The sequence below is a fragment of the Acetoanaerobium pronyense genome, from assembly GCF_017874355.1.
GTDB lineage: Bacteria > Bacillota > Clostridia > Peptostreptococcales > Filifactoraceae > Acetoanaerobium > Acetoanaerobium pronyense.
The window spans coordinates 120,118-142,627 of record NZ_JAGGLI010000001.1; the positions used below are offsets into that span (position 1 = coordinate 120,118).

The following is a 22,510-nucleotide window of genomic DNA, read 5'->3' on the forward strand; positions in this document are numbered from 1 at the left end:
CAAAGAGGCCAAAGGCCTCTTTTTCTAATGGAGGGATTTCTTTGGGGGAAACATTAAAATATGAAATTTATGAAAAAACCTTTAAAGACAGATTAAAGGAAAATAAGGATGGACTTTTCATTTGGGCATCACTAGTAATAAATATGATAATGGTATTTGTTCAGAGGCTTTATATAGGTGTAATGCCAGACTATATCATGTCAAAATTTGAAATTGATATTGTAGGACTTTCATTTATGGCATCTGCTGTTTTTTATGGATATGCTATCTTTCAGATTCCATCAGGTATATTAATTGACAAAGTGGGAGTTAGAAAGTTAAATTTATTTGGAGCAACCTTGACTACTATATCTTCATTTTTATTTACAGTTACAGATAGCTTTTTAATTGGATGGATATCAAGGTTTTTTATAGGACTTGGTACTTCTATGGCGGTAATATCTATAATGAAAGTTCAGACTCTTTGGTTTAAAAGGAAGTACTTTTCTCAATTATCATCTCTTATGGCATTTATATCCAATATAGGGATGTTTGCAGGAACACTTCCTCTTGCTTATATGATTTCAAGAGTAGGAGCTAATACTTCTTTGCACGTGATTACAATCTTGAATCTAGTATCCTTAGGAATTATGTTTATTTTTGTAAAAGATAAACAAGCAGAGGCAAAGGAAAACAAAACTTCAAAAATTTCTGAGTCATTGAAAGAAGTATTTAAAAATAAAAGAACATACCCTCCTTTAATGGTTATGTTCTTCTTTATATCCACAATGACATCTATTATGGGACTTTGGGGAGTTAATTATATCACAAGCATCTATGGAGTAGACAAGGTAAATGCAGCAGAATTTGTTTCTTTCTTTACCTTTGGATTCATAGCTGGAGCTCCATTTGTTTCTTTGATGGACAGATTTTTAAAAGGGAACTATAAGGCAAATCTTCTTTTGTCAACAGGATTTTATACGATACTTTGGTTTTATGTACTCATCATAATGAAGGGAAGACCGCCTATAGAGCAAATTCCTTTATTATTCTTTTTGATGGGTGCAGCTATAATGTTTCATATCTTAACCTTTACTGTAATTAAAGATGTTAACTTCCTAAAAAATTCCGGAATAGCCACCTCTACTGCTAACATGATGGAATTTTTAGGAAGTGGAATTGTAAATTTTTTAATAGCATTCTTTATTCAACAAGGAATAGGAATAGAAAAAGCGTTTATTTCAATATTGGTCTTTGGAATACTTTCTTTTATATCTGCTTTATTTATAGATTATAAGGATGTTGAAGTTTAGTCTACTTAAAATTTATAGTTATTTCACCCATTAGAACATTACAGTTAAAAAATATGGTTCCTTTAGATTTGATTTGGGGGATGTAGTCTCCAGTAAGATTAGAGAATACTCCTCCACTTTCCTTTCCGATAAATTCCAGCCCTCCTAAAACAGCAGTTCCCTTGCAGTGAATTGTAACATCCCTTGGAACGAGTATTTCAATCCCTCCCATTACTGCCGTAAGATTTATATTAACCTCTTCTTTTAAAAATTTTGCCTTGGATATATCAAGCTCTACTCCTCCCATAAAGGCAGTATAAGATCCGTCTTTAATATCCCATAATTCCTCGAAAGAATCGTATAATACTGTGTGAATCTCTTTAAATGAAGATTCAGTTTCATAATCGCCATCATAATCACTATCCTTTGTAAGATTTACTTTTATCTTAGGGCTTTTATTTACTTTATTATAACTATCAAGATTTTCAGTCTTTGTATTGAGAATTGTGTCATTTTCAGGAATATCTCCTTTATAGCTTTCCTTACTATAATCAGAACCTTTTTTCTTTTGCTTTGGATTATACATAAGTGATAAACCGATTAAAATCATAGCTATAGGCCAAATAAGCCCTATAAAATAACCAATATCGAATCTAAAGACATTTAGGTTGTCTCCAAGAAGTCCAAGTCCTAAGAAGCATAAAAGTGCACCAATTATAATCTCAGATTTGCTGCTTCTATCAAATAGCATTTTAATTCCGATATAAATGAGGATAAGGGGCCAATAAGAGAATAAGATATCCATAACCCTGATATCTGTATAACCTAAATAATTGAATAGCATAATTAAACCGATTGCTATTAGAATAAGACCTATAATATCAACTTTTAATCTCAATTTAATTCCTCCTTAAATTTTATTCTAAGATTATTATAAACAAATACCCCAATTAATAGTATTGAAATTAGGTAAGAAAATAAAATTATGTTAAAAAACTGAAAACAGAAGTATTGTATATAAAAGAAATTTATATAGAAATTAACAGAATTTTGGAAATATATATAAATTTTACTTTATGCTAAAGTGAATTTTTATAAAATAATTATTCGTTAGTATGTATAAAAAATTTCATAGCTTTTAATAATTTAAATATTCTTTCAAAGCTAGAGATTGAAAACCTTTGAATAGCTTATATTTAGTAAAAGATATTTGTTTTCATTTAATATTTTAAGCATACTTATGAATAAACTGAAAATTTTATATAGAGGGATTATTGGAAACATACATAATAATTTTGTTGTGTGTCTCACAAAAATAATATATAATTGATATTAATCAAGGCAATAGAAAGTATATTTAATATATTTGGAAAATTTAATTCATTATGATTTTTCAATACGTCGTTATATTGTCCTTGTAAAAATTGGTTTAAGCTTCCTCTTCACTAAGATGAAGTTTGAATATAACAAAATATGGAAGGGAGAAATGAAATGAAAAACAAAAAAATAACCTTACTACTTAGTTTGATCCTAATGGTAGCACTTATTGCTGTAGGATGTGGTAATGGCGGAGATGAGCCTGCACCATCAACTGGAGGAGAAGAAACACCAGCTGCAACAAAAGACGTTTTAATCGTAGGACAAGGGGCAGATGCAGTTTCACTTGACCCTCATGCAACAAATGATCAACCTTCTTCAAGAGTTTCTAAGCAAATATATGAAACTCTAGTAAATCAAAATGAAAGTATGGAACTTCAACCTGGGCTTGCTGAATCTTGGGAGCAAGTTGATGACCTTACATTTGAATTTAAACTAAAGCAGGGAGTTAAATTCCACAATGGAGAAGACTTTACTGCTGAAGATGTTAAGTTTACATTACTTAGAGCTTTAGATTCAGCTCAAATAGGACATATAGTTGGTTCTATTAATGGAGATGCAATCGAGGTAGTTGATGACTACACAATAAGAATAGCAACTTCTGAGCCATTTGCTCCACTTTTATCACATCTTGCTCATACAGCTACTGGTATGCTTAATCAAACTGCAGTAGAAGAGTTTGGAGAAGACTATGGACAAAACCCAGTTGGAACTGGACCATACAAATTTGACAAGTGGATGAGTGGAGATAGCATAGAGCTTGTTAGATTTGACGAGTTCCATGGAGATGCTCCAGCTATTGAAAGAGTAATTTTTAGAAATATACCAGAAAACACAAACAGAACTATAGAACTTGAAACTGGTGGAATAGATATCGCTTATGATATAGCTCCTACAGACGTAGAAAGAGTAGAGTCAAACTCTGATTTAGTTCTTCAAAGAAGTCCAAACCTTGCTACATCATATATTGGATTCAACGCTGCAAAAGCACCTTATGATGATGTAAGAGTACGTCAAGCAATAAACTATGCTCTTGATATGGAGTCTATAGTTAACGCTGTATACAAAGGTGTTGGATCACCAGCTAAAGGTGTTCTTGGACCAAACGTATGGGCTTCAAATCAAGACCTAGAAGGATACGGATATGATGTTGAAAAAGCTAAAGAACTTCTTGCAGAAGCAGGACTTGCTGATGGTTTCTCAACAACAATCTGGACTAACGATAACCAGCAAAGAATGGATATCGCAGAAATAGTACAAAATCAGCTTAAAGCCGTAAATATAAACGCAGAAGTACAAGTTGTTGAGTGGGGATCTTACCTAGATGGAACAGCAGCTGGTGAGCATGATATGTTCATACTTGGATGGGTTACTGTAACTGGAGATCCAGATTACGGACTATATCCTTTATTCCACTCTTCACAGCATGGAGCTGCAGGAAACAGAACATTCTACTCTAATGCAAGAGTTGATGAGCTTCTTGATATAGGAAGAAAATCTGTAGATCCTGACGTAAGAGAAGAAGCGTATATGGAAGTACAGCAAATAATAAGAGACGAAGCTCCATGGATATTTACATGGGCTGGGGAAGACTTAGCTGGAGTTAGATCAAACGTTAAAGGGTTCCAGCAACATCCAGCAGGACACCATAAAATATTCACAGTATACTTCGAATAATTTAAATTTTAATAATCTAGTTTAAAAAGTTTTATAAAAAACCTATTTCACATAATAATGTAGGGTGATTTAAGCCCTACATTATTACTGTGGATGTCATTTTCAAAGGAGGCTAGTTATGCATAAGTACATACTTAGAAGATTACTAATGCTCATTCCTGTAATCTTAGGAGTTACTTTTATAATATTTACCATGATGTATTTTACTCCTGGAGATCCAGCAAGAATTATGCTTGGGGAAGCGGCTGCTGAGGCAGACGTGATAAGGCTTAGAGCAGAATTGGGTCTTGATGATCCGTTTTTAGTACAATTTGGAAGATATGTTAAGAATGCAGTTGTTCATCAAGATATAGGTAGATCGTATACTACCAACAGGCCTGTTTTAGAGCTGATTATGACAAGATTTCCTTCAACTCTTAAACTTGCGGCATTAGGAATCATGGTAGCTGTTATAATAGGAATTCCTACTGGAATAATATCTGCAACAAAGCAGTATTCATTATTTGACAATGTTGCAATGGTAGTTGCTCTACTTGGTGTATCGATGCCAAACTTCTGGCAGGGACTTATGATGATTCTAGTTTTTTCAGTATATCTGGGATGGCTTCCTTCATCTGGATTTAATACACCCGCCCATATGGTGCTTCCAGCACTTACTATAGGGACAAGTACAGCAGCGATAATCACAAGAATGACAAGATCCAGTATGCTGGAAGTAATAAGACAGGATTACATAAGAACTGCAAGGGCTAAAGGTCAAGTAGAGTCTAAGGTAATAAACAGACATGCCCTTAAAAATGCGCTTATACCTATAATTACGGTAATTGGACTTCAGTTTGGATACTTACTTGGGGGAGCAGTATTAACAGAATCTATATTTGCAGTACCAGGTGTTGGTAGACTAATGGTTGATTCCATAAGATCTAGAGATTTTCCGGTAGTACAGGGAGGCGTATTATTTATTGCTGTAACGTTTAGTTTTGTAAACTTAATAGTTGATATTTTATATGCCTTCGTAGATCCTAGAATAAGATCACAGTACAAGTAAGGAGGTTCATCGATGACGACAGATAGTAAAAAAGTAGATATACAAAAGGAAAACGTTGCCGAAAATGCAAAAAAGAGAAGTCAGTGGCTTGAGGTATGGAGAAGACTAAGACAAAATAAATCGGCAATGGTGGGACTAGGAATTATAATAGTACTTATACTAAGTGCTTTGCTTGCAGATATTGTTGCTCCATTTGGAATAGACGACCAAAATCTTATGAATGCTCTTCAAACACCAAATAGTAATCATTGGTTTGGTACTGATAACTTTGGTAGAGATATATTTAGCAGGGTTGTACACGGCTCTAGAATATCTCTTCAAGTTGGATTTATAGCTGTTGGTATAGCTATGATAACTGGTGGAATTCTTGGAGCAATAGCAGGGTACTATGGAGGAAAACTTGACAACTTTATAATGAGAATGATGGATATACTTCTTGCTATTCCGTCTATTCTTCTTGCCATATCAATCGTTGCAGCTCTCGGGCCTGGACTTTCAAACGTAATGATTGCAGTTGGTATCTCAAGTATACCTTCTTATTCGAGAATAGTAAGAGCTTCTGTACTTACATTAAAAGACCAAGAGTTTGTAGAAGCTGCAAGAGCAGTAGGAGCAAATGATGTTAGAATAATAGGAAGACATATAATACCAAATTCAATGGCTCCAATAATAGTTCAGGCGACATTAGGTGTTGCAGGAGCGATACTTTCGGCTGCAGGTCTAAGCTTTATAGGGCTTGGTATTCAGCCTCCAACTCCAGAATGGGGAGCTATGCTATCTTCAGGAAGACAGTTTATAAGAGATTATCCTCATATGACAGCTTTCCCTGGACTAGCTATAATGATCACCATCTTCGGGCTAAACCTACTAGGTGACGGGTTAAGAGATGCTCTTGATCCAAGACTTAAGAATTAAGATGGGAGGAAACTAATATGAGTATGTTACTTGAAGTTAAAGACTTAAATATACACTATATATCTCATGAAGGTACAGTAAAAGCTGTAAACGACATGACTTTTGAAATAGCAAAGGGAGAGACTTTAGGAATCGTTGGAGAGACAGGAGCTGGAAAGACTACTACGGCTCTTGGGATTATGCAACTAATTCAAACTCCTCCTGGAAAAATTGTAAGTGGAGAAATAATATATGATGGTGAAGACCTTCTAAAAAAATCTCAATCAGAACTTAGAAAAATCAGAGGAAATAAAATTTCCATGATATTTCAGGATCCTATGACTTCTCTTAATCCAGTACTTACAGTTGGAGAGCAAATTGCTGAGGTTATAAAACTTCATCAAAATGTAAACAATGCACAGGCAATGGTTAAAGCAGAGGAAATGCTAGAAACTGTTGGAATCCCAGGAGCTAGATCAAAGGATTTCCCGCATCAGTTTAGTGGAGGAATGAAGCAAAGGGTTGTAATAGCGATTGCTCTAGCGTGTAATCCAGAGCTTCTTATAGCAGATGAGCCTACTACAGCTCTTGATGTTACAATTCAGGCTCAGGTAATCACTCTTATGAATAGACTGAAAAAAGAGTTTAATACATCTATGATAATGATTACTCATGACCTTGGTATAGTTGCAGAGGTGTGTGATAAAGTTGCTATAATGTATGCAGGAAATGTTGTGGAGTATACAAATAAATACAATCTATTCACATCTCCTAAGCATCCGTATACTGTGGGACTATTTAATTCCATTCCGAATATAGAGGAAGACGAAACAAGACTAAAACCTATTAAAGGTCTAATGCCTGACCCTACAAACCTTCCTTCAGGATGTGCATTCCATCCAAGATGTCCAAAGGCTATGCCTATCTGTTCTAAGCAGATTCCACAGAGGACTGAGGTAAGTGAAGGACACTTTGTTAACTGTTTCTTATATGAAAATGTAGACAATAAAGATCAGGCAGGTGAATAATATGGCTGAAAAATTGATAGAAGTAAAAAATCTTAAAAAATATTTTAACACTAAAAAAGGTCTTCTTCATGCTGTAGATGATGTAAACTTTTATATAAATAAAGGAGAAACCCTTGGTCTTGTTGGAGAATCAGGGTGTGGAAAATCAACTACAGGAAGAGTACTTCTAAGACTTTTAGAAGCGACTGCTGGAGAGGTATTATTTGAAGGAAATGATATTCTTAAGCTGAACTCTGCAGGTATGAGAGATATGAGAAAGCAAATGCAAATTGTATTCCAAGATCCATTTGCATCCCTTAATCCAAGATTAAGTCTTTCTGAAATAATAGCAGAGCCACTTATTGTAAATAAAGTATATAACAATAAAGCTGATATGAATAAAAAAGTAAAAGAGCTTATGGATACAGTTGGTCTTGCACAAAGACTAATCAATACTTACCCTCACGAACTTGATGGAGGAAGAAGACAAAGGATTGGTATAGCTAGAGCCCTTGCTCTTAATCCAAAGTTTATAGTTCAGGATGAGCCTGTATCAGCACTAGACGTTTCTATACAGGCACAGATATTAAATCTGATGGCAGATCTTCAGGATGAATTTGGACTTACATATCTGTTTATATCTCATGACCTTAGTGTTGTTAAGCACGTTAGTAGCAGAATAGCGGTAATGTACCTTGGAAAAATAGTAGAGATGTCAGATTACAACTCTATGTTCAAGGATCCACTTCACCCTTATACTCAAGCTTTATTATCTGCAATTCCAGTTCCTTCTCTTGAGGTTCACAAGGAAAAGATAATACTTGAAGGAGATGTTCCAAGTCCTATTAACCCTCCAGAAGGTTGTAGATTCTATGGAAGATGTAGACATAGACAAGATATTTGTCTGAATCAGTCTCCAGAGCTTAGAGAAATTGAGCCAGAAAGATTTGTGGCATGTCACTTTGCTAGAAATCTTAAATAACTAAACTTAAAAAAATTAAAATAAGGTTTTGGAAACTAAAGGTTTCCAAAACCTTATTTTTGATTGTATTTTAGGTAATAAAAACAAAAACAAAGCTTAAAAAAGGATGTGGAAAAAATGATTACATTTATTAATTCAAGTAAAACTATGAGCTTTGATGATAAAGGGCATAAAATAAAGCCTTCTAAACCGATTTTTGAGGATGAAGCAAATTATCTTGCAAATAAAATATTGGATTTAGGATATGAAGGCATGCAGGAAATGATGGGTGTTAGCAACAAACTAGCAGAGCTTAATTTTCAAAGGTATATTGATTTTGTAAACACTAATATAAAATCACCAGCTATTTATGCATACAAGGGGGATGTTTATAGTGGTCTTAAAGCAGAGCTTCTTAGTAAAGAGGATTTAGATTTTGGACAAAAGCATATTAGAATAATTTCAGGGATATATGGCATACTAAAGCCCTTAGATGAAATAAAGCCTTATAGAATGGAAATGGGATATAAATTTATAAATAATAAAAAGCTGGATGTTTATTGGAATGAAATATTAAAAAAAGAGTTAAAAAAAGAAATGAAAGCTACTGGGGAAATTATTATAAATCTTTCATCAAAGGAATATTCAGCTGCTATAAATTCAGCTAAAAATTATAGCAAATGGATAGATATAGAGTTTTTGGATTCTCTAAGGGGAGAGTATAAATTTATAACTCTCTATGGAAAAAGGGCAAGAGGAATGATGGCTAGATATATTATGAACAACAAAATTGATAACCCAGAGGATTTAAAAGAGTTTGATTATGAGGGTTATATGTACTCGGAGGAAAGGTCTACATTAGATAAATTTGTATTTATAAGAGATGAATTTTAGCTTTAAGACCACCTATTGTCTATACTATAGGAAGTCTTAAAGCTTTGATACATAAGGTATTAATAGAATTTTTTATGAATTATATTTTTAATTTTTTCAATATCGTATTTTTCTTGACCCAAACCCTCTAAAACATGATTATTAAAGTCATGAAAATCATTTTTAGGATTGTCATAGAGTATTCCAAGGGGAATTTTTCCTTCAGTTTGGAGAGCTATATTTAGAGCAGCCATTCTATCTTTTTCATCATGAGTTTCATCCAAGTAATACGTATTTTCCTTATAGTAGGCATAGGTATTTACCTTATTGAAGGTAACACAAGGCTGAAAAATATCAATTAGAGAATAGCCCTTATGTTTAATTCCTTTCTTTATTATTTCCTTTAATCTTTCTTTGTCTCCAACATAACCTCTTGCTACAAAAGTGCAACCAAGAGATAAAGCCACAGCCATAGGATTAAAGGGATAGGATTTTACTCCACTCGTTTGAAGGGTAGTAGTTTGACCTATAGCTGTAGTAGGGGATCCCTGACCTTTTGTAAGCCCATATATTTGGTTGTCATGGACTATGTGTGTGATATCCATATTCCTTCTTACAGCATGCAGAAAATGATTTCCACCCTCTCCATAACCATCACCATCTCCAGTGTTTACAAGAACAGTGAGCTTGGGATTGGCAGCTTTCACCCCAAAAGCTACAGGCAAAGCTCTACCATGTAGCCCTTGAAATCCATTAACATTCATATAGTGAGGTATCTTTGCAGCTTGTCCAATACCTGAAATTACTGCGACTTGATCATTTTCAAGTCCTAACTCTTCAAGAGCCTCTGTATAAGCATCGAGAAGAGGAAAGTTTCCACACCCTGGGCACCATGAAGTTTGCTTGTCTTTTTTATAATTAATCATATGATATTATCTCCTTTGCTTTAGTGTAGATTTCCTTTACAGATAGAGGTCTTCCATCATATTTTAGAATGTTATTTCTAAATTTTATATAAGTTTTCATTGATATTAGGTTTGCAAGTTGACCTGTAAAATTTTGCTCTACATTTATAAATATTGGATTATGACTATTTAACTCTTCAATTTTTTTTCTTGGAAGGGGCCAGATATCTGAAAAAATTAGAGAGCCTATTTTTAAATTTTCTTCTTCAAAGATTTCAGCAACCTCTCTTAAAGCACCCCATGTGGATCCAAAACCTACAAGGACATACTCTGGTTCATTATGACCGAAGTATTCAGGCTCTATAATTTCATTTTCAAGAATTAGAGCCTCTTTATTCATTCTTTTAGCCATCATTTTATTTCTAGTAAAGGAGTCTTCTACTATTTCTCCTTTTTCATTATGCTCATGACTGTCATAAAGCACTGTCATACCATCTATTGAACCAGGAATAAGCCTTGGGCTTATACCGCTTTCTGTGAATTCATACCTCTTATAATCTTCTACTTTTTCTCTTAGAATACTATCCTCTAAAACTATTTCTTCTAGATCGAAATCAGTAGTTGTCTTCACTGCATCCGCCAGATACTGATCCGATAAAACTATAACTGGAATTTGATATTTTTCAGCAATATTTAAGGATCTGATTCCTTTTGTAAATGCATCCTCATGATTTATTATAGTAGTAACTACCCTAGGAAACTCTCCTTGAGATGCAAAAACTGTAAAGAGTAAGTCACTTTGTTCAGTTCTAGTAGAAAGTCCGGTAGCAGGGCCAGGTCTTTGTACCTCGGCTATTACTAGAGGGGTCTCTGTAATTCCGCTAAGACCAAGACCTTCTACCATAAGAGAAAATCCACCTCCAGAAGACCCTGTCATAGCTCTAGCACCTGCAAAAGAAGCACCAATTGCCATGTTTATTGCAGAGATTTCATCCTCAGCCTGCTCCACGAGTATACCTGCTTCTTTTTGAATCCCTGATAGAAACTTCATTATTGAAGTAGATGGTGTCATTGGATATGCACTATAAAAAGTAAGGCCACCAGCATAAGATCCAGCTGCAAAACTCTCATTTGAATTTGAAAGTATTTTATTAGGAATTTTTTTGAAAATGAAGGTATCATGAATTTTTACTGAAGAATCATATCCTTCCATAAATGCTGCTAGATTCTGTTTTATAATAAGAGAGGAAAAATGTTTTGAAAAAACATTTTCAAGGGAATCTATAGGAAGATTAAAAAATTTAGTGGCAGCTCCTAGGAGCACACTATTATAGGCTCTTGGATTTCCAGCATCAGAAGAAATTTTCTTTGCATTTAAAGACAGTAAGTTATGATATGAAAAATCAATATCTGACCCTTGAATTATATATCCATCCTTTTTCAAATCCTTTAGATGGATATCAAGGGTATTCGTATCAAGAGAAATAATAAGGTCATAGTCATTGGAATGAGAGTAAATTTCTTTTTCTGAAAATCTTATTGTTACAAAGTTATGGCCTCCTCTTATTCGAGACATATAATCTTTAGAAGAAAATATATTTAGTCCAGCCTGGTGTATAATATCTGTAAGCAGTATTGCAGCCGTCTCTACTCCTTGTCCTGCCTTACCGCCTATTAATATGTTGTAATCCATAAATATCACTGCTCCTTGTTTGGTATATTTCAATAAGATATATACCTTAAATTTCAGAATAGAAACCAATAATAAATGATAATCTGAATTTGATTTTAAAAATTTTAAAAAAATTTTTAAATAGTTGTTTAAAGGTACATTAAAATGGTATATATAGAGTAAGAAGGATGACGATCCTTCTTGATATAAAGAAACTTCATAGAGGTTCTATTGTTTAGCAATACCCTTAAAAGAATTCTAAATGTAATCCAAAGAGTATTTCAAGGTTTTAAGTATTAAGCAAGATTTAAGTATCAAGATTAAGATTATAAAGTTAGAAGTTTAGATTTACACCATTAACAAAGATTCTGTAACAAGTTTTTAAAAGGTTATGAGATTGAAGTTAAGTGTTAAACCAAAACTATAGTTTTATTTTCACCTGATGCAAGAAAAATGTTTGAGATTTAAGGTTAATGGATGCATTTGAGAATTCAAAATGATTTTTAGAAATAAAAATCATTAGAGTACTGCAAATTGTTTCAAAGAAAAGATTTAGAGATTTAGATTTAAAAAAGTAACAAACAAATTATTAAAGCCAATTTGTTAAGATGTTTTTTAAGAAAGATGTTACTTTTAAAAAAGAAGTAAAAAGTTTTAAAACAAAGCAAGAGTTTTAAAAGAAGCAAAAGCAAGTAAAGTTTCTTAAATGAAACAAAATAAAAGGTTTTAGCTTAAAAAGATTTAAGTTAAAAAGTAAAGAGGTAAGAATGAATGAATGTTTCACAAACAGTAGAATAGTAAATGAAGTTTCGAAATGAGACCGGCTTATATTATTAATAATATGTAGTCGGTCTTATTTTGCGCCAATTTATCTGAAATGTTTAAAAATAAGATTTTATATAGTATAATCGGGTATATAGAGGGAAATTCAAGTTGTATAAAAACAAATATAAGAGGTGGGAAATGAAAAAAATCATAATTACATTTTTATTTATTATGTTTCTTTTACAAGGAAATGCTTTTGCAGCAAATGAAACTATATATGTAATTTCCCTTGATTCAGAAGTTAATGCCGGGATGTTAAACTACTTAAAACACGGAATAAACGATGCTGAAAATAATAATGCGGATCTAATACTAATTCAAATCGATACACTAGGAGGAAGGATAGACTCAGCGGAGGCAATAAGCAGAGAAATTTTAGGAACTAGAGTAAGAACAGCTAGTTTTGTCAATACTAAAGCTGAATCTGCAGGAGTACTTCTTAGTATTTCAGCTGATGATTTTTATATGGCGCCAGCTTCTACAATAGGATCTGCTGAGCCTATACCAAACTCAGAAAAAACTCTTTCCTACTGGAGATCTCTTCTTGAGACTACGGCGGAAAGGACAGGCAGAGATCCTCAGCTTGTTGCTGCAATGGCTGATTCATCTATATCTATAGATGGAGTAGTGGATGAGGGAAGGCTACTTAACCTTACTACAAATAGAGCAATGGAATTAGAATTTATAGATGGGATTGCAAATAACAGGGCTGATGTATATGCGAGCTTAGGTTATGAAAATGTCAATGAAGTAATTGTATCAAAGAGGACATCCGATAATATAATTGGCTTTATATCTTCAGCAGTTGTAAGTCAAATCTTGCTAACAGCTGCATTTATAGGAATTGTTATAGAAGTAATAACCCCTGGACTTGGGATAGGAGGACTTATTGGAATCGTAGGCTTTGCTCTGTTTTTTGCGGGTTCTATATTATCTGGAAGTACTACCACATTTGCAGTTCTTATTTTTCTTTTAGGAATTGTACTTCTTACGATAGAAGTATTTATTCCAGGATTCGGGGTATTTGGAATAGGAGGAATTATTGCTATATTTGGAAGTATAGTAATGGCTTCAAGCTCTGCTGCTCAGGCGATATTAAGCATATCTATAGCCCTTGTAATCACTACAATTGTGATTGCTTTGATTATAAAGTATATTCCCAAGAGGAATCTTTCAAAAACTTTATTTTTAGACACTAATTTGGACAAGGAAGGGGGATTCGTATCATCAAAAGAGGTTATTGAACTTATAGGAAGAGAGGGGAAATCACTCACTTATCTTAGACCATCTGGAAAAATTGAAATAGATGGGCAAATTTATGATGCTACAACTAATGGCATGTATATCTCAAAAGATACAAAAGTAATTGTATTAAATTCAGTAGGAAGTAGATTAATTGTAAAAGAAAAGGAAGGTGTATAGTATATGGATACTGCAAATTTAATATCTATTGTTATTATATTTGTACTGATTATATTCGCTCTATCTATGTTTTTAAGCTTTGTACCACTTGGACTTTGGCTTACGGCTCTTTTTTCAGGAGTAAAGGTCTCTATAATGACTCTTGTGGGTATGAGATTTAGAAGGGTACAACCTATTAAAATAGTTAATCCTATGATTAAAGCAACAAAAGCAGGTCTTAAGCTTTCTATTGACAAACTTGAGGCTCACTACCTTGCGGGTGGAGATGTGAACTCTGTGGTTGATGCACTGATTGCGGCTCAGAGGGCAAACATCAATCTTGAATTTGAACAGGCAGCAGCTATAGACCTTGCAGGTAGAGATGTACTTGAAGCTGTTCAGGTATCTGTAAATCCTAAGGTTATTGAGACCCCTATAATAGCTGCAGTTGCTAAAGATGGTATTGAGGTAAAGGTACGAGCAAGAGTTACAGTTAGAGCAAACATAGAAAGACTAGTAGGGGGAGCAGGAGAGGAAACTATAATAGCCAGAGTTGGAGAGGGTGTAGTAACAACTGTTGGTAGCTCAGTAAACCATAAGGAAGTACTTGAAAATCCTGACAAAATATCTAAAACAGTTCTTGACAAAGGACTTGATTCTGGTACAGCCTTTGAAATATTATCTATAGATATAGCTGATATAGATATCGGAAGGAATATAGGAGCTCAACTTCAAACAGATCAAGCAGAAGCTGATAAGAAGATTGCACAGGCAAAAGCAGAAGAAAGAAGAGCTATGGCAATAGCACAAGAGCAAGAGATGAAGGCCAAAGTTGTGGAAATGAAAGCAAAAGTTGTGGAAGCTGAGGCAGAAGTACCAAGAGCTATTTCAGAAGCCTTTAAAAACGGACAGCTTGGAGTTATGGATTATTATAATATGAAAAATGTAATGGCAGATACGCAAATGAGAGATTCTATAGCTACAGTTGAAGGAAAAGATAAATCAAGCTATGATACTGATAAAGCCAAAAGATAGTCTTAAGGGGTGAATAAATGGATAATATTATAGGTATTATCATCTTTTTAATTATTTCATCTATTGTATCTGGAGGGAAGAACAAGAAAAAACCGAAAAGAACTGAAAGACCATCTGAAATCAAGACATTTATGGAAGATGTCAAGGAGTCTATCCAAATTGGAATGGACAATCGCAAAACGGGTTCCCAGACATCAAAAGATGAAGGCATTAAATCAAATGAGTTAAAACAAAAATACAAAACAAAAATAGAAAATAAAAAGAATATAAAAAGTAGAAATATCCAGAAAAATCAAAGAGATGAAATGTATAAAGAATCAAATACTTTAACTCAAAATAAAAGCATATCTCAGAACAATGATGTATATGCTAGGGAAAATAAAAATATTCATGAAAATATTTATAGCACTAATGAGAAAGATATTAATAGAATATCCACTTATTCAAGGGAAAGTAAATCTGAAAAAGAAAAGTTTTTCTCTGATAAAGATGACCTGCGAAGGGCTATTATACTAAAAGAAATTTTGGACAAACCTCTTAGTCTTAGAAAATAGAAAATTGAAAGGGTGAAGAAATGATAGAAATAACATATCTCTTTCATAGCGGCTTTTATGTAGAGTTAGAAAAAAGCATACTAATATTTGATTATTTTAGGGACAACTGCAAAAAAAACAGATATAAAGACTGCGGACAGATTAAAAAAGAGGATCTACCTGACAACAAAAATATTTATATATTTGTCTCACATGGCCATTATGATCATTATGATAAAGAGATATTTACATTCAATAAAGAAAATATAAGTTATATATTTTCAAATGATATAAAGCCGCTAGATAATTTTCAAAATATAACTTATTTAGGAAACGATGAAGAGGTAAATATAAAAGATATAAATATAAAGACATTTGGCTCAACTGACGAAGGTATATCTTTTCTTGTGAATGTAGAGAATTTTAATATTTTTCATGCAGGAGACCTCAATTGGTGGCATTGGGAAGGCGAAAATGATAAAGAAAAACAAGAAGCTAAAAATAATTATTTTAAAGAGGTATCAAAACTTAAAGGTAAGGTTATAGATTTTGCATTTTTTCCAGTAGATCCTAGACTAGAAGATGCATATTATTACGGAGGAGAATATTTTATTAGAGAAGTTTCTCCGAAGGTATTTATTCCTATGCATTTTCAGGATGTTTATGAAATAACAGAAAGATTTGCTGAAAAAATGAAGGACTCGAAATCAGAAATACTGAAAATTAGCACACGAGGAGAATCTCTTTATAGAAAATAAGGTTATAACTATTCATGAAAATATACAATAAAAAAAGAGGGGATTCCCCTCTTTTTATCTTTTTAGACGTCTATTTATATCTGCCTGTCTGTCATTTGATTGTTTAGTCCAATCCTTAAGCATATCTTCAAGTGTGCCAGATTTTTCTGGTTCTTTTTTAAATGATTTATCTCTGTCAGATGAGTTTGGTCGTTCAAATGATTTTTCTTTAAAAGGTCTTTGCTCTCTCTCAACCTTAGGCTTAGGATTTGCATCTTTAATTGAAAGTGAAATTTTTCCAGTTTCCGCTTCGATAGAAAGTATTTTTACCTTTACAGTATCACCTTCCTTAAGGGCGTCACCAACCTCTTTTATGTAGTCGTGGGATATTTGAGATATGTGAACTAAACCCCTTTTGTTTTCACCAAGGGATATAAAAGCCCCAAAAGGTTTAATTTGAATAACTTTTCCCTCTACTATCATACCTACTTCTAAAATATTTGACATAAACACACTCCTATAATTAATGATATCGTAATTATAGCATAAAATAAAATTAAAAAATAGATATAAAAATGAAAGGCAGGCCAGTGGCCTACCTTTTTATATTACTTTAATGTCTTGGGAATTTTCCCAAAGTCCGTGAATATTACAGTAGCTAAGGGCTATAAGCTTTCCTGAGCTAGGAAGTTTAACACTTGTAGTAACTACAGGTTCTGTAAACATATCTGCTTCACCATGAGCCATAAAATGATAAGTTCCAAGCTCTACAGGAAACTTAGCTCCTTCTGCTAAGTAATATAGTTTAAACCATGATATGTGATGCTCAAGAGTGTTTGGATGAGCTATAGAGTCTCCAATAGATAGTTTGATATTAATTAATTCATTTGCCTGTACTGATTCAGGAGCGTGTATTACTGGAACGTGCTTTTCGCCTTTCCAATCTCCAGTTTGTAGATAATTTCCTAAAATTGACATATTTTGACCTCCTAAAATTATATATATATTGTTATTTCCTTAATTATTTTACCCTATAGTACTCTATTTAAAACAAATAAGTTCTCTCTAAAAAGCAAGGTAGTTAATTTAAAGGTAAAAGTGGTATAATTATAGAAAAGAATTTATAATTTAAGGAGGATTCTAGTTTGCTAGAACAGAGAAAATTAGAAATTATGGATGAAAATTTCCAAAGAGAACTCTTTGGGAATTTTGATAAAAATATTAAATTAATAGAAGAAGAATTTGGCATACACATAGTACTTAGAGATGGAAATGTGGTATTAATAGGAGATATATCCCAAGTAGAAAGAGCAGAAAAATTAATGAAAGATCTTCTTTCTCTTGTAAAAAAAGGAGAAAGCCTTGACCCTCAGACAATTAGCTATTCAATTGATTTGGTTTCTCAAAAATCAGATTCAAAGCTTTCTGATATTGCAGATGATATAGTTGTAATTTCTGCAAAGGGTAATCCAATAAAGCCAAAGACAATAGGGCAAAATTCTTATATAGAAAATATAAGGAAAAATGACATTACAATATGCACAGGGCCAGCAGGGACAGGAAAGACATATCTCGCAGTGGCAATGGCTGTGAAGGCATTTAAAAGAGAGGAAATATCAAGAATCATCCTTACGAGGCCTGCTGTTGAGGCTGGAGAAAGTCTGGGGTTTCTTCCAGGGGATTTAAAAGATAAGGTGGACCCATATCTTAGACCACTTTATGATGCACTATTTGATATCATGGGACCTGAAAAGTTCTCTAAATATATGGAAAAAGGTATGATAGAGGTAGCACCCCTTGCTTTTATGAGAGGAAGGACTCTTGATAACTCATTTATTATATTAGATGAGGCCCAAAATACTACTAAAGAGCAGATGAAAATGTTTCTTACAAGATTAGGATTTGGATCAAAGGCTGTCGTTACTGGAGATGTAACTCAAATAGACCTTCCAGGGAACAAATATAGTGGTCTTTTACATGCTACTGAAGTTCTAAAAGAAATAAAAGGAATAGGAATTAATAATCTCTCAGAAAAAGATGTAGTAAGACATGAGCTAGTACAAAGAATTATAAAAGCATATGAAAAGCATGAAAAGAAGGATGCATTAAAAAAAGAGTCATTAAAAGAAAAAGGAAATAATTTTAAAAAGAAGTTTTAAAAGTATATTTAAAATGAAAAGAGGATGGCTTATGAACCTTATAATGGAGGATCTTCAAGATAGGTTTTCCCTTGATGATATAACGCTAGATACACTAGAAAAAGTAATTCAACATTCCTTAGAAGAAGAGGAAATTAATTATGAAGTAGAAGTCTCCTTAACCCTTGTAGATAACCTAGAAATTAAAGAACTAAATAATAAATTTAGAGGAATGGATAAATCCACAGATGTGCTTTCTTTTCCCATGTACGAAAAGCATGAGCTAAAGGAGATGAAAACTAAAAATAATATAGGGGAAATTTTAATTGGAGATATCGTCCTTTCCCTTGAAAAAGCTTCGGAGCAAGCAGAAGAATATGGACACTCCTTTGAAAGAGAGATTTCATTTCTAATTTGTCACTCTATGTTTCACCTCTTAGGATATGACCATGATACTGAAGAAAATGAAAAAGTCATGAGAATCAAGGAAGAAAAAGTTCTTAAAGGGTTAGGGATAGTAAGATGAGAATTTTGGGAGATAAAAATAAAAGGCAAACAAAAGAGACTAGCCTTATAAAATCTTTTAATTATGCAATAGATGGTATTATATATACCCTAAAATCCCAAAGGAATATGAAACTCCATTACTTCGTTGCCCTTGGGGTACTCTTTTTAAGTTTATTTATGAACCTGAGTCGTATTGAATTGATAGCTATTTTTTTTACAATATCTCTTGTAGTTATAGCTGAACTTTTTAATACCGCTATTGAAAAAACTGTAGATTTGATTACCACTGAATACAGCCCACTTGCAAAAATAGCAAAGGATGTATCAGCAGGAGCGGTTTTGATATCAGCCATTAACTCTATTTTAGTGGCCTATCTTATTTTTTTTGATAGATTGAACCCAGCCACAATGCATATTTTAATGAAGATAAGAAATCAGGATATACACATTGTTATAATAGGAATAATAGTTACTCTTACTCTTGTGATAGGAGGAAAGACTTTTTCTACAAAAGGAAGCCATGTTCAAGGGGGAATCATAAGCGGGCATTCAGCTCTTTCTTTCGCCCTTGCAACCTCCATCACTTTTATTTCTGAAAACCCCCTTATTTCAACTCTAGCTTTTTTTATAGCTCTTTTAGTGGCACAAAGCAGAATAGAAGGAAGAATACATACAAAAAGAGAGGTATTTTATGGAGGTATTTTGGGTATACTAGTAATGATCTTATTATTTAGAGTATTTTTCAGATAAAAAAATAGGAGATGTATATATGGAAAACAAAGAACTTTTAAAGATGGCAGAAAAAGCAAGAGAGAATGCTTATGTTCCGTATTCAAAATTTCGTGTGGGTGCAGCTCTTTTGGGAAAGTCAGGCAAGGTTTACCTTGGTTGCAACGTCGAGATAGCTTCTTTTGGAGCGACAAATTGTGCAGAAAGGACAGCTGTTTTCAAAGCGGTATCAGAAGGTGAACAGGAATTTGAAAAAATTGCAATTGCATCATCAAATGATGAAGAAACTTTTCCATGCGGGATTTGCAGGCAAGTACTTGTAGAGTTTGGAAAGGATTTAAAGATTATACTTGGAAACACAGAAAAAAATATTATAAAAGAATATACTCTAAATGAGCTTCTTCCCCATTCATTTACAAAAGAAGATATGTAGGAAGATTAATAGAAAGGTAAAATGATAAATATGAATAATAAAACAAAAAATGATGTAAAGTTCAAATCTGGATTTGTAAGTATTGTAGGAAGACCCAATGTAGGAAAATCAACTCTTATGAATACCTTAATCGGAGAAAAAATAGCCATAATGAGTGACAAGCCCCAAACTACAAGAAACCAAATAAGAGCGATATATAATTCTGATGATCTTCAGATTGTATTTATGGATACTCCAGGTATTCAAAAACCCAAGAATAAATTAGGCTCATATATGATGAAGGCATCATCTTCTTCAATGAAGGATACGGATATAATCTTATTTGTAGTGGATGAATCTAAAAGAATAGGGGTCACTGATAAAGAAATAATCGAGAACTTAAAAAATAATACTTCTAAAAAAATTCTTGTTATAAATAAAATCGATAAAATAAACAAAGAAGAGCTTATGGATTTAATTAATATGTACTCTGAAATAGGTATATTTGATGAAATAGTTCCTGTTTCAGCTATAAAAGGTGAAAACAGCAACACACTAATAAAAGTACTTTCTAAGTATTTAGAGGAAGGCCCACAGTATTTTCCAAAAGATATGATAACTGATCAACCAGAAAAAGTTTTAGTTTCTGAAATAATAAGAGAAAAAATTCTTATGTACACAGATCAAGAAATTCCCCATGGGATAGCAGTGGAAATAGAGCAGATGAAAAAAAGAAAAGATAAGGATATTATTGACGTATCTGCCCTGATATATTGCGAAAGGGAAGCTCATAAAAAAATAATTATTGGTCATCAGGGAAGAAAGATTAAAGGTATAGGGAAGTCCGCCAGAGAAGAGCTAGAGTTTATATTTGGAAACAAGGTATTTTTAGAGCTTTGGGTTAAGGCAAAACCAAATTGGAGAGATAAGGAAAATTTCATAAGAACTATGGGATTTGATGATAATAAGTAGGTAGATTATGTATATAGAAACAGAAGGAATTGTAATTAAAGCAGTAAAATATTCAGAGTCTGATCTTATACTCACTATACTGAGCAGAAAATTCGGAAAAATAGGAGTGTATGCAAAGGGAGCTAGGAGAGTTAAGAGTCCCATGATGTCTTCTACTCAGCCATTTGCACTTTCCATGTTTTCATTGACACCTACGTCAGGGTCATTTAGGCTTCAAAGAGCGGATTTAATAAAAAATTACTATAGATTATCTTCAGTTTTAGACAAATATTATTACGGATCATACTTTATGGAGTTTTGCGAGAAAGTTCTGATGGAGAATCAGACAAATATAAGATTGTTTGATCTTTTAAAAGAAGGGTTGGACATTTTAGAATATACTGCAAACTACAGACTCTTAAGGATTATTTTTGAACTGAAATCCCTTGAGTATGTAGGATTAAAACCAGAAGTTTTAAAGTGCTCAAACTGTGGTATCATAGATTTAAGGGCATCAACGATGTTTAGTGTATCTGAAGGAGGACTTGTATGCTTAGACTGCTCAAGTCAACTTAAAAGCCTTATAAAACTTGATCCATCTACAGTAAGACTTATAAAATACATTTATGAAAATGATATAACAAAGTCTTCTGAGGCTAAGGTTTCAGATATATTAATCGCTGAAGCAAGAAATCTAATTGATTTTTATTTTAAGGAACATCTTGGGGTTTTGCATCTCAAATCGCTTGAGTTTTTAATTTGATTATTAATTAGATTGGGATTTAATTTACTAATGGCTTGAATCTCAAGGTAAGAAATTTCAAAGAATCTATATCTATAGAAAATTTGAGATTTTTAACTAAGGGATAAATATTTTTGGGGAGGTATATATTATGATAACACTGGAAAAAATTGATCAGGTAGTTGAAAGAACGGGAGTTACTTACGAACAGGCTAGAGACGCACTCAATGCGTGTGATGGAGATGTTATAGATGCAATAATATATCTTGAAAAAAGCCATCACAGCTTCGTTGACAGTGTAAATATCAAAAGCAACGAACTTATTGATACATTAAAAGATCTTCTAAAAAAAGGAAATATTACTAGAGTTATGGTAGAAAAAGAAGGAGAAGTAATCCTTAATCTTCCAGTAACTATAGGCGCTATAGGAGTAATAATTGCACCTGTAATGGCTATCGTTGGAGTGGGAGCAGCAATAGTTACTAAATATACTATAAAGATAGTGAAAGAAGATGGAGATATAATAGATGTAAATAAAATGACTGAAGAAAAAGTAAATGAAGTAAAAAGAAAAGTTGATGAAAAAATGGGGAAAGCAGAAAAAGAAGATGTTACAGAAGAAGTAATTAAAGAAGCTATGCAAGAGCAAAAAGAAGAATTAAGCAAAGAGCAAAAAGATATGGCGGATACGCTTAAAAAAAAGGAAGAGGATAATTAATCTCTAATATGAAAAAGACACTAGAAATAGTGTCTTTTTCATTGGCTATAGTTGACTTATAGGCAAATATTGCTTTATAGTATTTATATTAATTGAA

23 protein-coding genes are annotated in these 22,510 nt (G+C 33.0%); 18 read left to right on the forward strand and 5 right to left on the reverse strand.

Annotated elements, in window-relative coordinates; all coding sequences use genetic code 11:
* The first annotated feature begins 41 nt into the window (after nucleotides 1-41).
* Nucleotides 42-1,292, forward strand: a complete 1,251-nt coding sequence (locus J2Z35_RS00580; protein WP_209658263.1) for an MFS transporter — start codon at nucleotides 42-44, stop codon at nucleotides 1,290-1,292.
* Nucleotide 1,293: 1 nt separating this feature from the next.
* Here J2Z35_RS00580 and J2Z35_RS00585 read toward each other — a convergent pair whose 3' ends face one another.
* Complete coding sequence (locus tag J2Z35_RS00585; protein ID WP_209658265.1) at nucleotides 1,294-2,169, reverse strand: LiaF transmembrane domain-containing protein; 876 nt, start codon at nucleotides 2,167-2,169, stop codon at nucleotides 1,294-1,296.
* Nucleotides 2,170-2,762: 593 nt separating this feature from the next.
* On the opposite strand from J2Z35_RS00585, the gene J2Z35_RS00590 reads away from it, so the two are divergent.
* From J2Z35_RS00590 to J2Z35_RS00615, 6 genes are all read left to right on the forward strand, one after another.
* Nucleotides 2,763-4,325: a glutathione ABC transporter substrate-binding protein gene (locus J2Z35_RS00590; RefSeq protein ID WP_209658267.1), complete on the forward strand. Its 1,563-nt coding sequence runs from the start codon at nucleotides 2,763-2,765 to the stop codon at nucleotides 4,323-4,325.
* 118 nt (nucleotides 4,326-4,443) lie between these two features.
* A complete protein-coding gene (gene nikB / locus J2Z35_RS00595) occupies nucleotides 4,444-5,373 on the forward strand; it encodes a nickel ABC transporter permease (protein WP_209658269.1) in 930 nt (309 codons plus the stop codon).
* 12 nt (nucleotides 5,374-5,385) lie between these two features.
* On the forward strand, nucleotides 5,386-6,288 hold the full coding sequence (locus J2Z35_RS00600) for an ABC transporter permease (protein ID WP_209658271.1): 903 nt from the start codon (nucleotides 5,386-5,388) through the stop codon (nucleotides 6,286-6,288).
* Nucleotides 6,289-6,305: 17 nt separating this feature from the next.
* A complete protein-coding gene (locus tag J2Z35_RS00605) occupies nucleotides 6,306-7,295 on the forward strand; it encodes an ABC transporter ATP-binding protein (protein ID WP_209658273.1) in 990 nt (329 codons plus the stop codon).
* Nucleotide 7,296: 1 nt separating this feature from the next.
* The gene (locus J2Z35_RS00610) at nucleotides 7,297-8,256 is read left to right on the forward strand and encodes an ABC transporter ATP-binding protein (RefSeq protein ID WP_209658274.1); all 960 of its coding nucleotides are present in this window, start codon (nucleotides 7,297-7,299) and stop codon (nucleotides 8,254-8,256) included.
* A 117-nt stretch (nucleotides 8,257-8,373) separates the two neighbouring features.
* Nucleotides 8,374-9,129 carry a YaaA family protein gene (locus tag J2Z35_RS00615; RefSeq protein ID WP_209658276.1) on the forward strand — a complete coding sequence of 252 codons (756 nt, stop codon included), beginning with the start codon at nucleotides 8,374-8,376 and terminating at the stop codon, nucleotides 9,127-9,129.
* A 59-nt stretch (nucleotides 9,130-9,188) separates the two neighbouring features.
* Here the strand turns inward: J2Z35_RS00615 and J2Z35_RS00620 are convergent, their stop codons facing one another.
* Nucleotides 9,189-10,034 carry a thiamine pyrophosphate-dependent enzyme gene (locus tag J2Z35_RS00620; protein WP_209658278.1) on the reverse strand — a complete coding sequence of 282 codons (846 nt, stop codon included), beginning with the start codon at nucleotides 10,032-10,034 and terminating at the stop codon, nucleotides 9,189-9,191.
* Nucleotides 10,027-11,706: a 2-oxoacid:acceptor oxidoreductase subunit alpha gene (locus tag J2Z35_RS00625; RefSeq protein WP_209658280.1), complete on the reverse strand. Its 1,680-nt coding sequence runs from the start codon at nucleotides 11,704-11,706 to the stop codon at nucleotides 10,027-10,029. The genes J2Z35_RS00620 and J2Z35_RS00625 overlap by 8 nt, the downstream gene beginning before the upstream one ends.
* A gap of 942 nt (nucleotides 11,707-12,648) precedes the next feature.
* Here J2Z35_RS00625 and J2Z35_RS00630 point away from each other — a divergent pair.
* Genes J2Z35_RS00630 through J2Z35_RS00645 form a run of 4 tightly spaced genes read left to right on the forward strand, consistent with a single transcriptional unit; the run spans nucleotide 12,649 to nucleotide 16,237 of the window.
* Nucleotides 12,649-13,932 (forward strand): NfeD family protein, encoded by a 1,284-nt coding sequence (locus J2Z35_RS00630; RefSeq protein WP_209658284.1) that lies wholly within the window; start codon nucleotides 12,649-12,651, stop codon nucleotides 13,930-13,932.
* Nucleotides 13,933-13,935: 3 nt separating this feature from the next.
* The gene (gene floA, locus J2Z35_RS00635; RefSeq protein ID WP_209658286.1) at nucleotides 13,936-14,946 is read left to right on the forward strand and encodes a flotillin-like protein FloA; all 1,011 of its coding nucleotides are present in this window, start codon (nucleotides 13,936-13,938) and stop codon (nucleotides 14,944-14,946) included.
* A gap of 17 nt (nucleotides 14,947-14,963) precedes the next feature.
* Nucleotides 14,964-15,500, forward strand: coding sequence for a hypothetical protein (locus tag J2Z35_RS00640; protein WP_209658288.1), 537 nt, complete (start codon nucleotides 14,964-14,966; stop codon nucleotides 15,498-15,500).
* Between the two features lie 20 nt (nucleotides 15,501-15,520).
* Nucleotides 15,521-16,237: an MBL fold metallo-hydrolase gene (locus J2Z35_RS00645; RefSeq protein ID WP_209658289.1), complete on the forward strand. Its 717-nt coding sequence runs from the start codon at nucleotides 15,521-15,523 to the stop codon at nucleotides 16,235-16,237.
* Between the two features lie 54 nt (nucleotides 16,238-16,291).
* Here J2Z35_RS00645 and J2Z35_RS00650 read toward each other — a convergent pair whose 3' ends face one another.
* Together J2Z35_RS00650 and J2Z35_RS00655 are read right to left on the reverse strand one after the other, a co-directional pair.
* Nucleotides 16,292-16,723: a S1 RNA-binding domain-containing protein gene (locus tag J2Z35_RS00650; protein ID WP_209658291.1), complete on the reverse strand. Its 432-nt coding sequence runs from the start codon at nucleotides 16,721-16,723 to the stop codon at nucleotides 16,292-16,294.
* 96 nt (nucleotides 16,724-16,819) lie between these two features.
* A complete protein-coding gene (locus tag J2Z35_RS00655; protein ID WP_209658293.1) occupies nucleotides 16,820-17,194 on the reverse strand; it encodes a class II SORL domain-containing protein in 375 nt (124 codons plus the stop codon).
* A gap of 167 nt (nucleotides 17,195-17,361) precedes the next feature.
* On the opposite strand from J2Z35_RS00655, the gene J2Z35_RS00660 reads away from it, so the two are divergent.
* From J2Z35_RS00660 to J2Z35_RS00690, 7 genes are all read left to right on the forward strand, one after another.
* Complete coding sequence (locus J2Z35_RS00660; RefSeq protein WP_245330687.1) at nucleotides 17,362-18,375, forward strand: PhoH family protein; 1,014 nt, start codon at nucleotides 17,362-17,364, stop codon at nucleotides 18,373-18,375.
* A gap of 31 nt (nucleotides 18,376-18,406) precedes the next feature.
* Nucleotides 18,407-18,880, forward strand: coding sequence for an rRNA maturation RNase YbeY (ybeY, locus tag J2Z35_RS00665; RefSeq protein ID WP_209658295.1), 474 nt, complete (start codon nucleotides 18,407-18,409; stop codon nucleotides 18,878-18,880).
* Entirely contained in the window at nucleotides 18,877-19,611 is a 735-nt protein-coding gene (locus tag J2Z35_RS00670; protein WP_209658298.1) for a diacylglycerol kinase, read from the forward strand. Before ybeY ends, J2Z35_RS00670 begins: the two co-directional genes overlap by 4 nt.
* A gap of 19 nt (nucleotides 19,612-19,630) precedes the next feature.
* The gene (locus J2Z35_RS00675; RefSeq protein WP_209658300.1) at nucleotides 19,631-20,023 is read left to right on the forward strand and encodes a cytidine deaminase; all 393 of its coding nucleotides are present in this window, start codon (nucleotides 19,631-19,633) and stop codon (nucleotides 20,021-20,023) included.
* 21 nt (nucleotides 20,024-20,044) lie between these two features.
* Nucleotides 20,045-20,974, forward strand: a complete 930-nt coding sequence (era, locus tag J2Z35_RS00680) for a GTPase Era (RefSeq protein ID WP_209658302.1) — start codon at nucleotides 20,045-20,047, stop codon at nucleotides 20,972-20,974.
* A 7-nt stretch (nucleotides 20,975-20,981) separates the two neighbouring features.
* Nucleotides 20,982-21,716, forward strand: coding sequence for a DNA repair protein RecO (recO, locus tag J2Z35_RS00685; protein ID WP_209658304.1), 735 nt, complete (start codon nucleotides 20,982-20,984; stop codon nucleotides 21,714-21,716).
* Nucleotides 21,717-21,846: 130 nt separating this feature from the next.
* Nucleotides 21,847-22,413: a DUF4342 domain-containing protein gene (locus J2Z35_RS00690; RefSeq protein WP_209658306.1), complete on the forward strand. Its 567-nt coding sequence runs from the start codon at nucleotides 21,847-21,849 to the stop codon at nucleotides 22,411-22,413.
* Nucleotides 22,414-22,510: the final 97 nt, after the last annotated feature.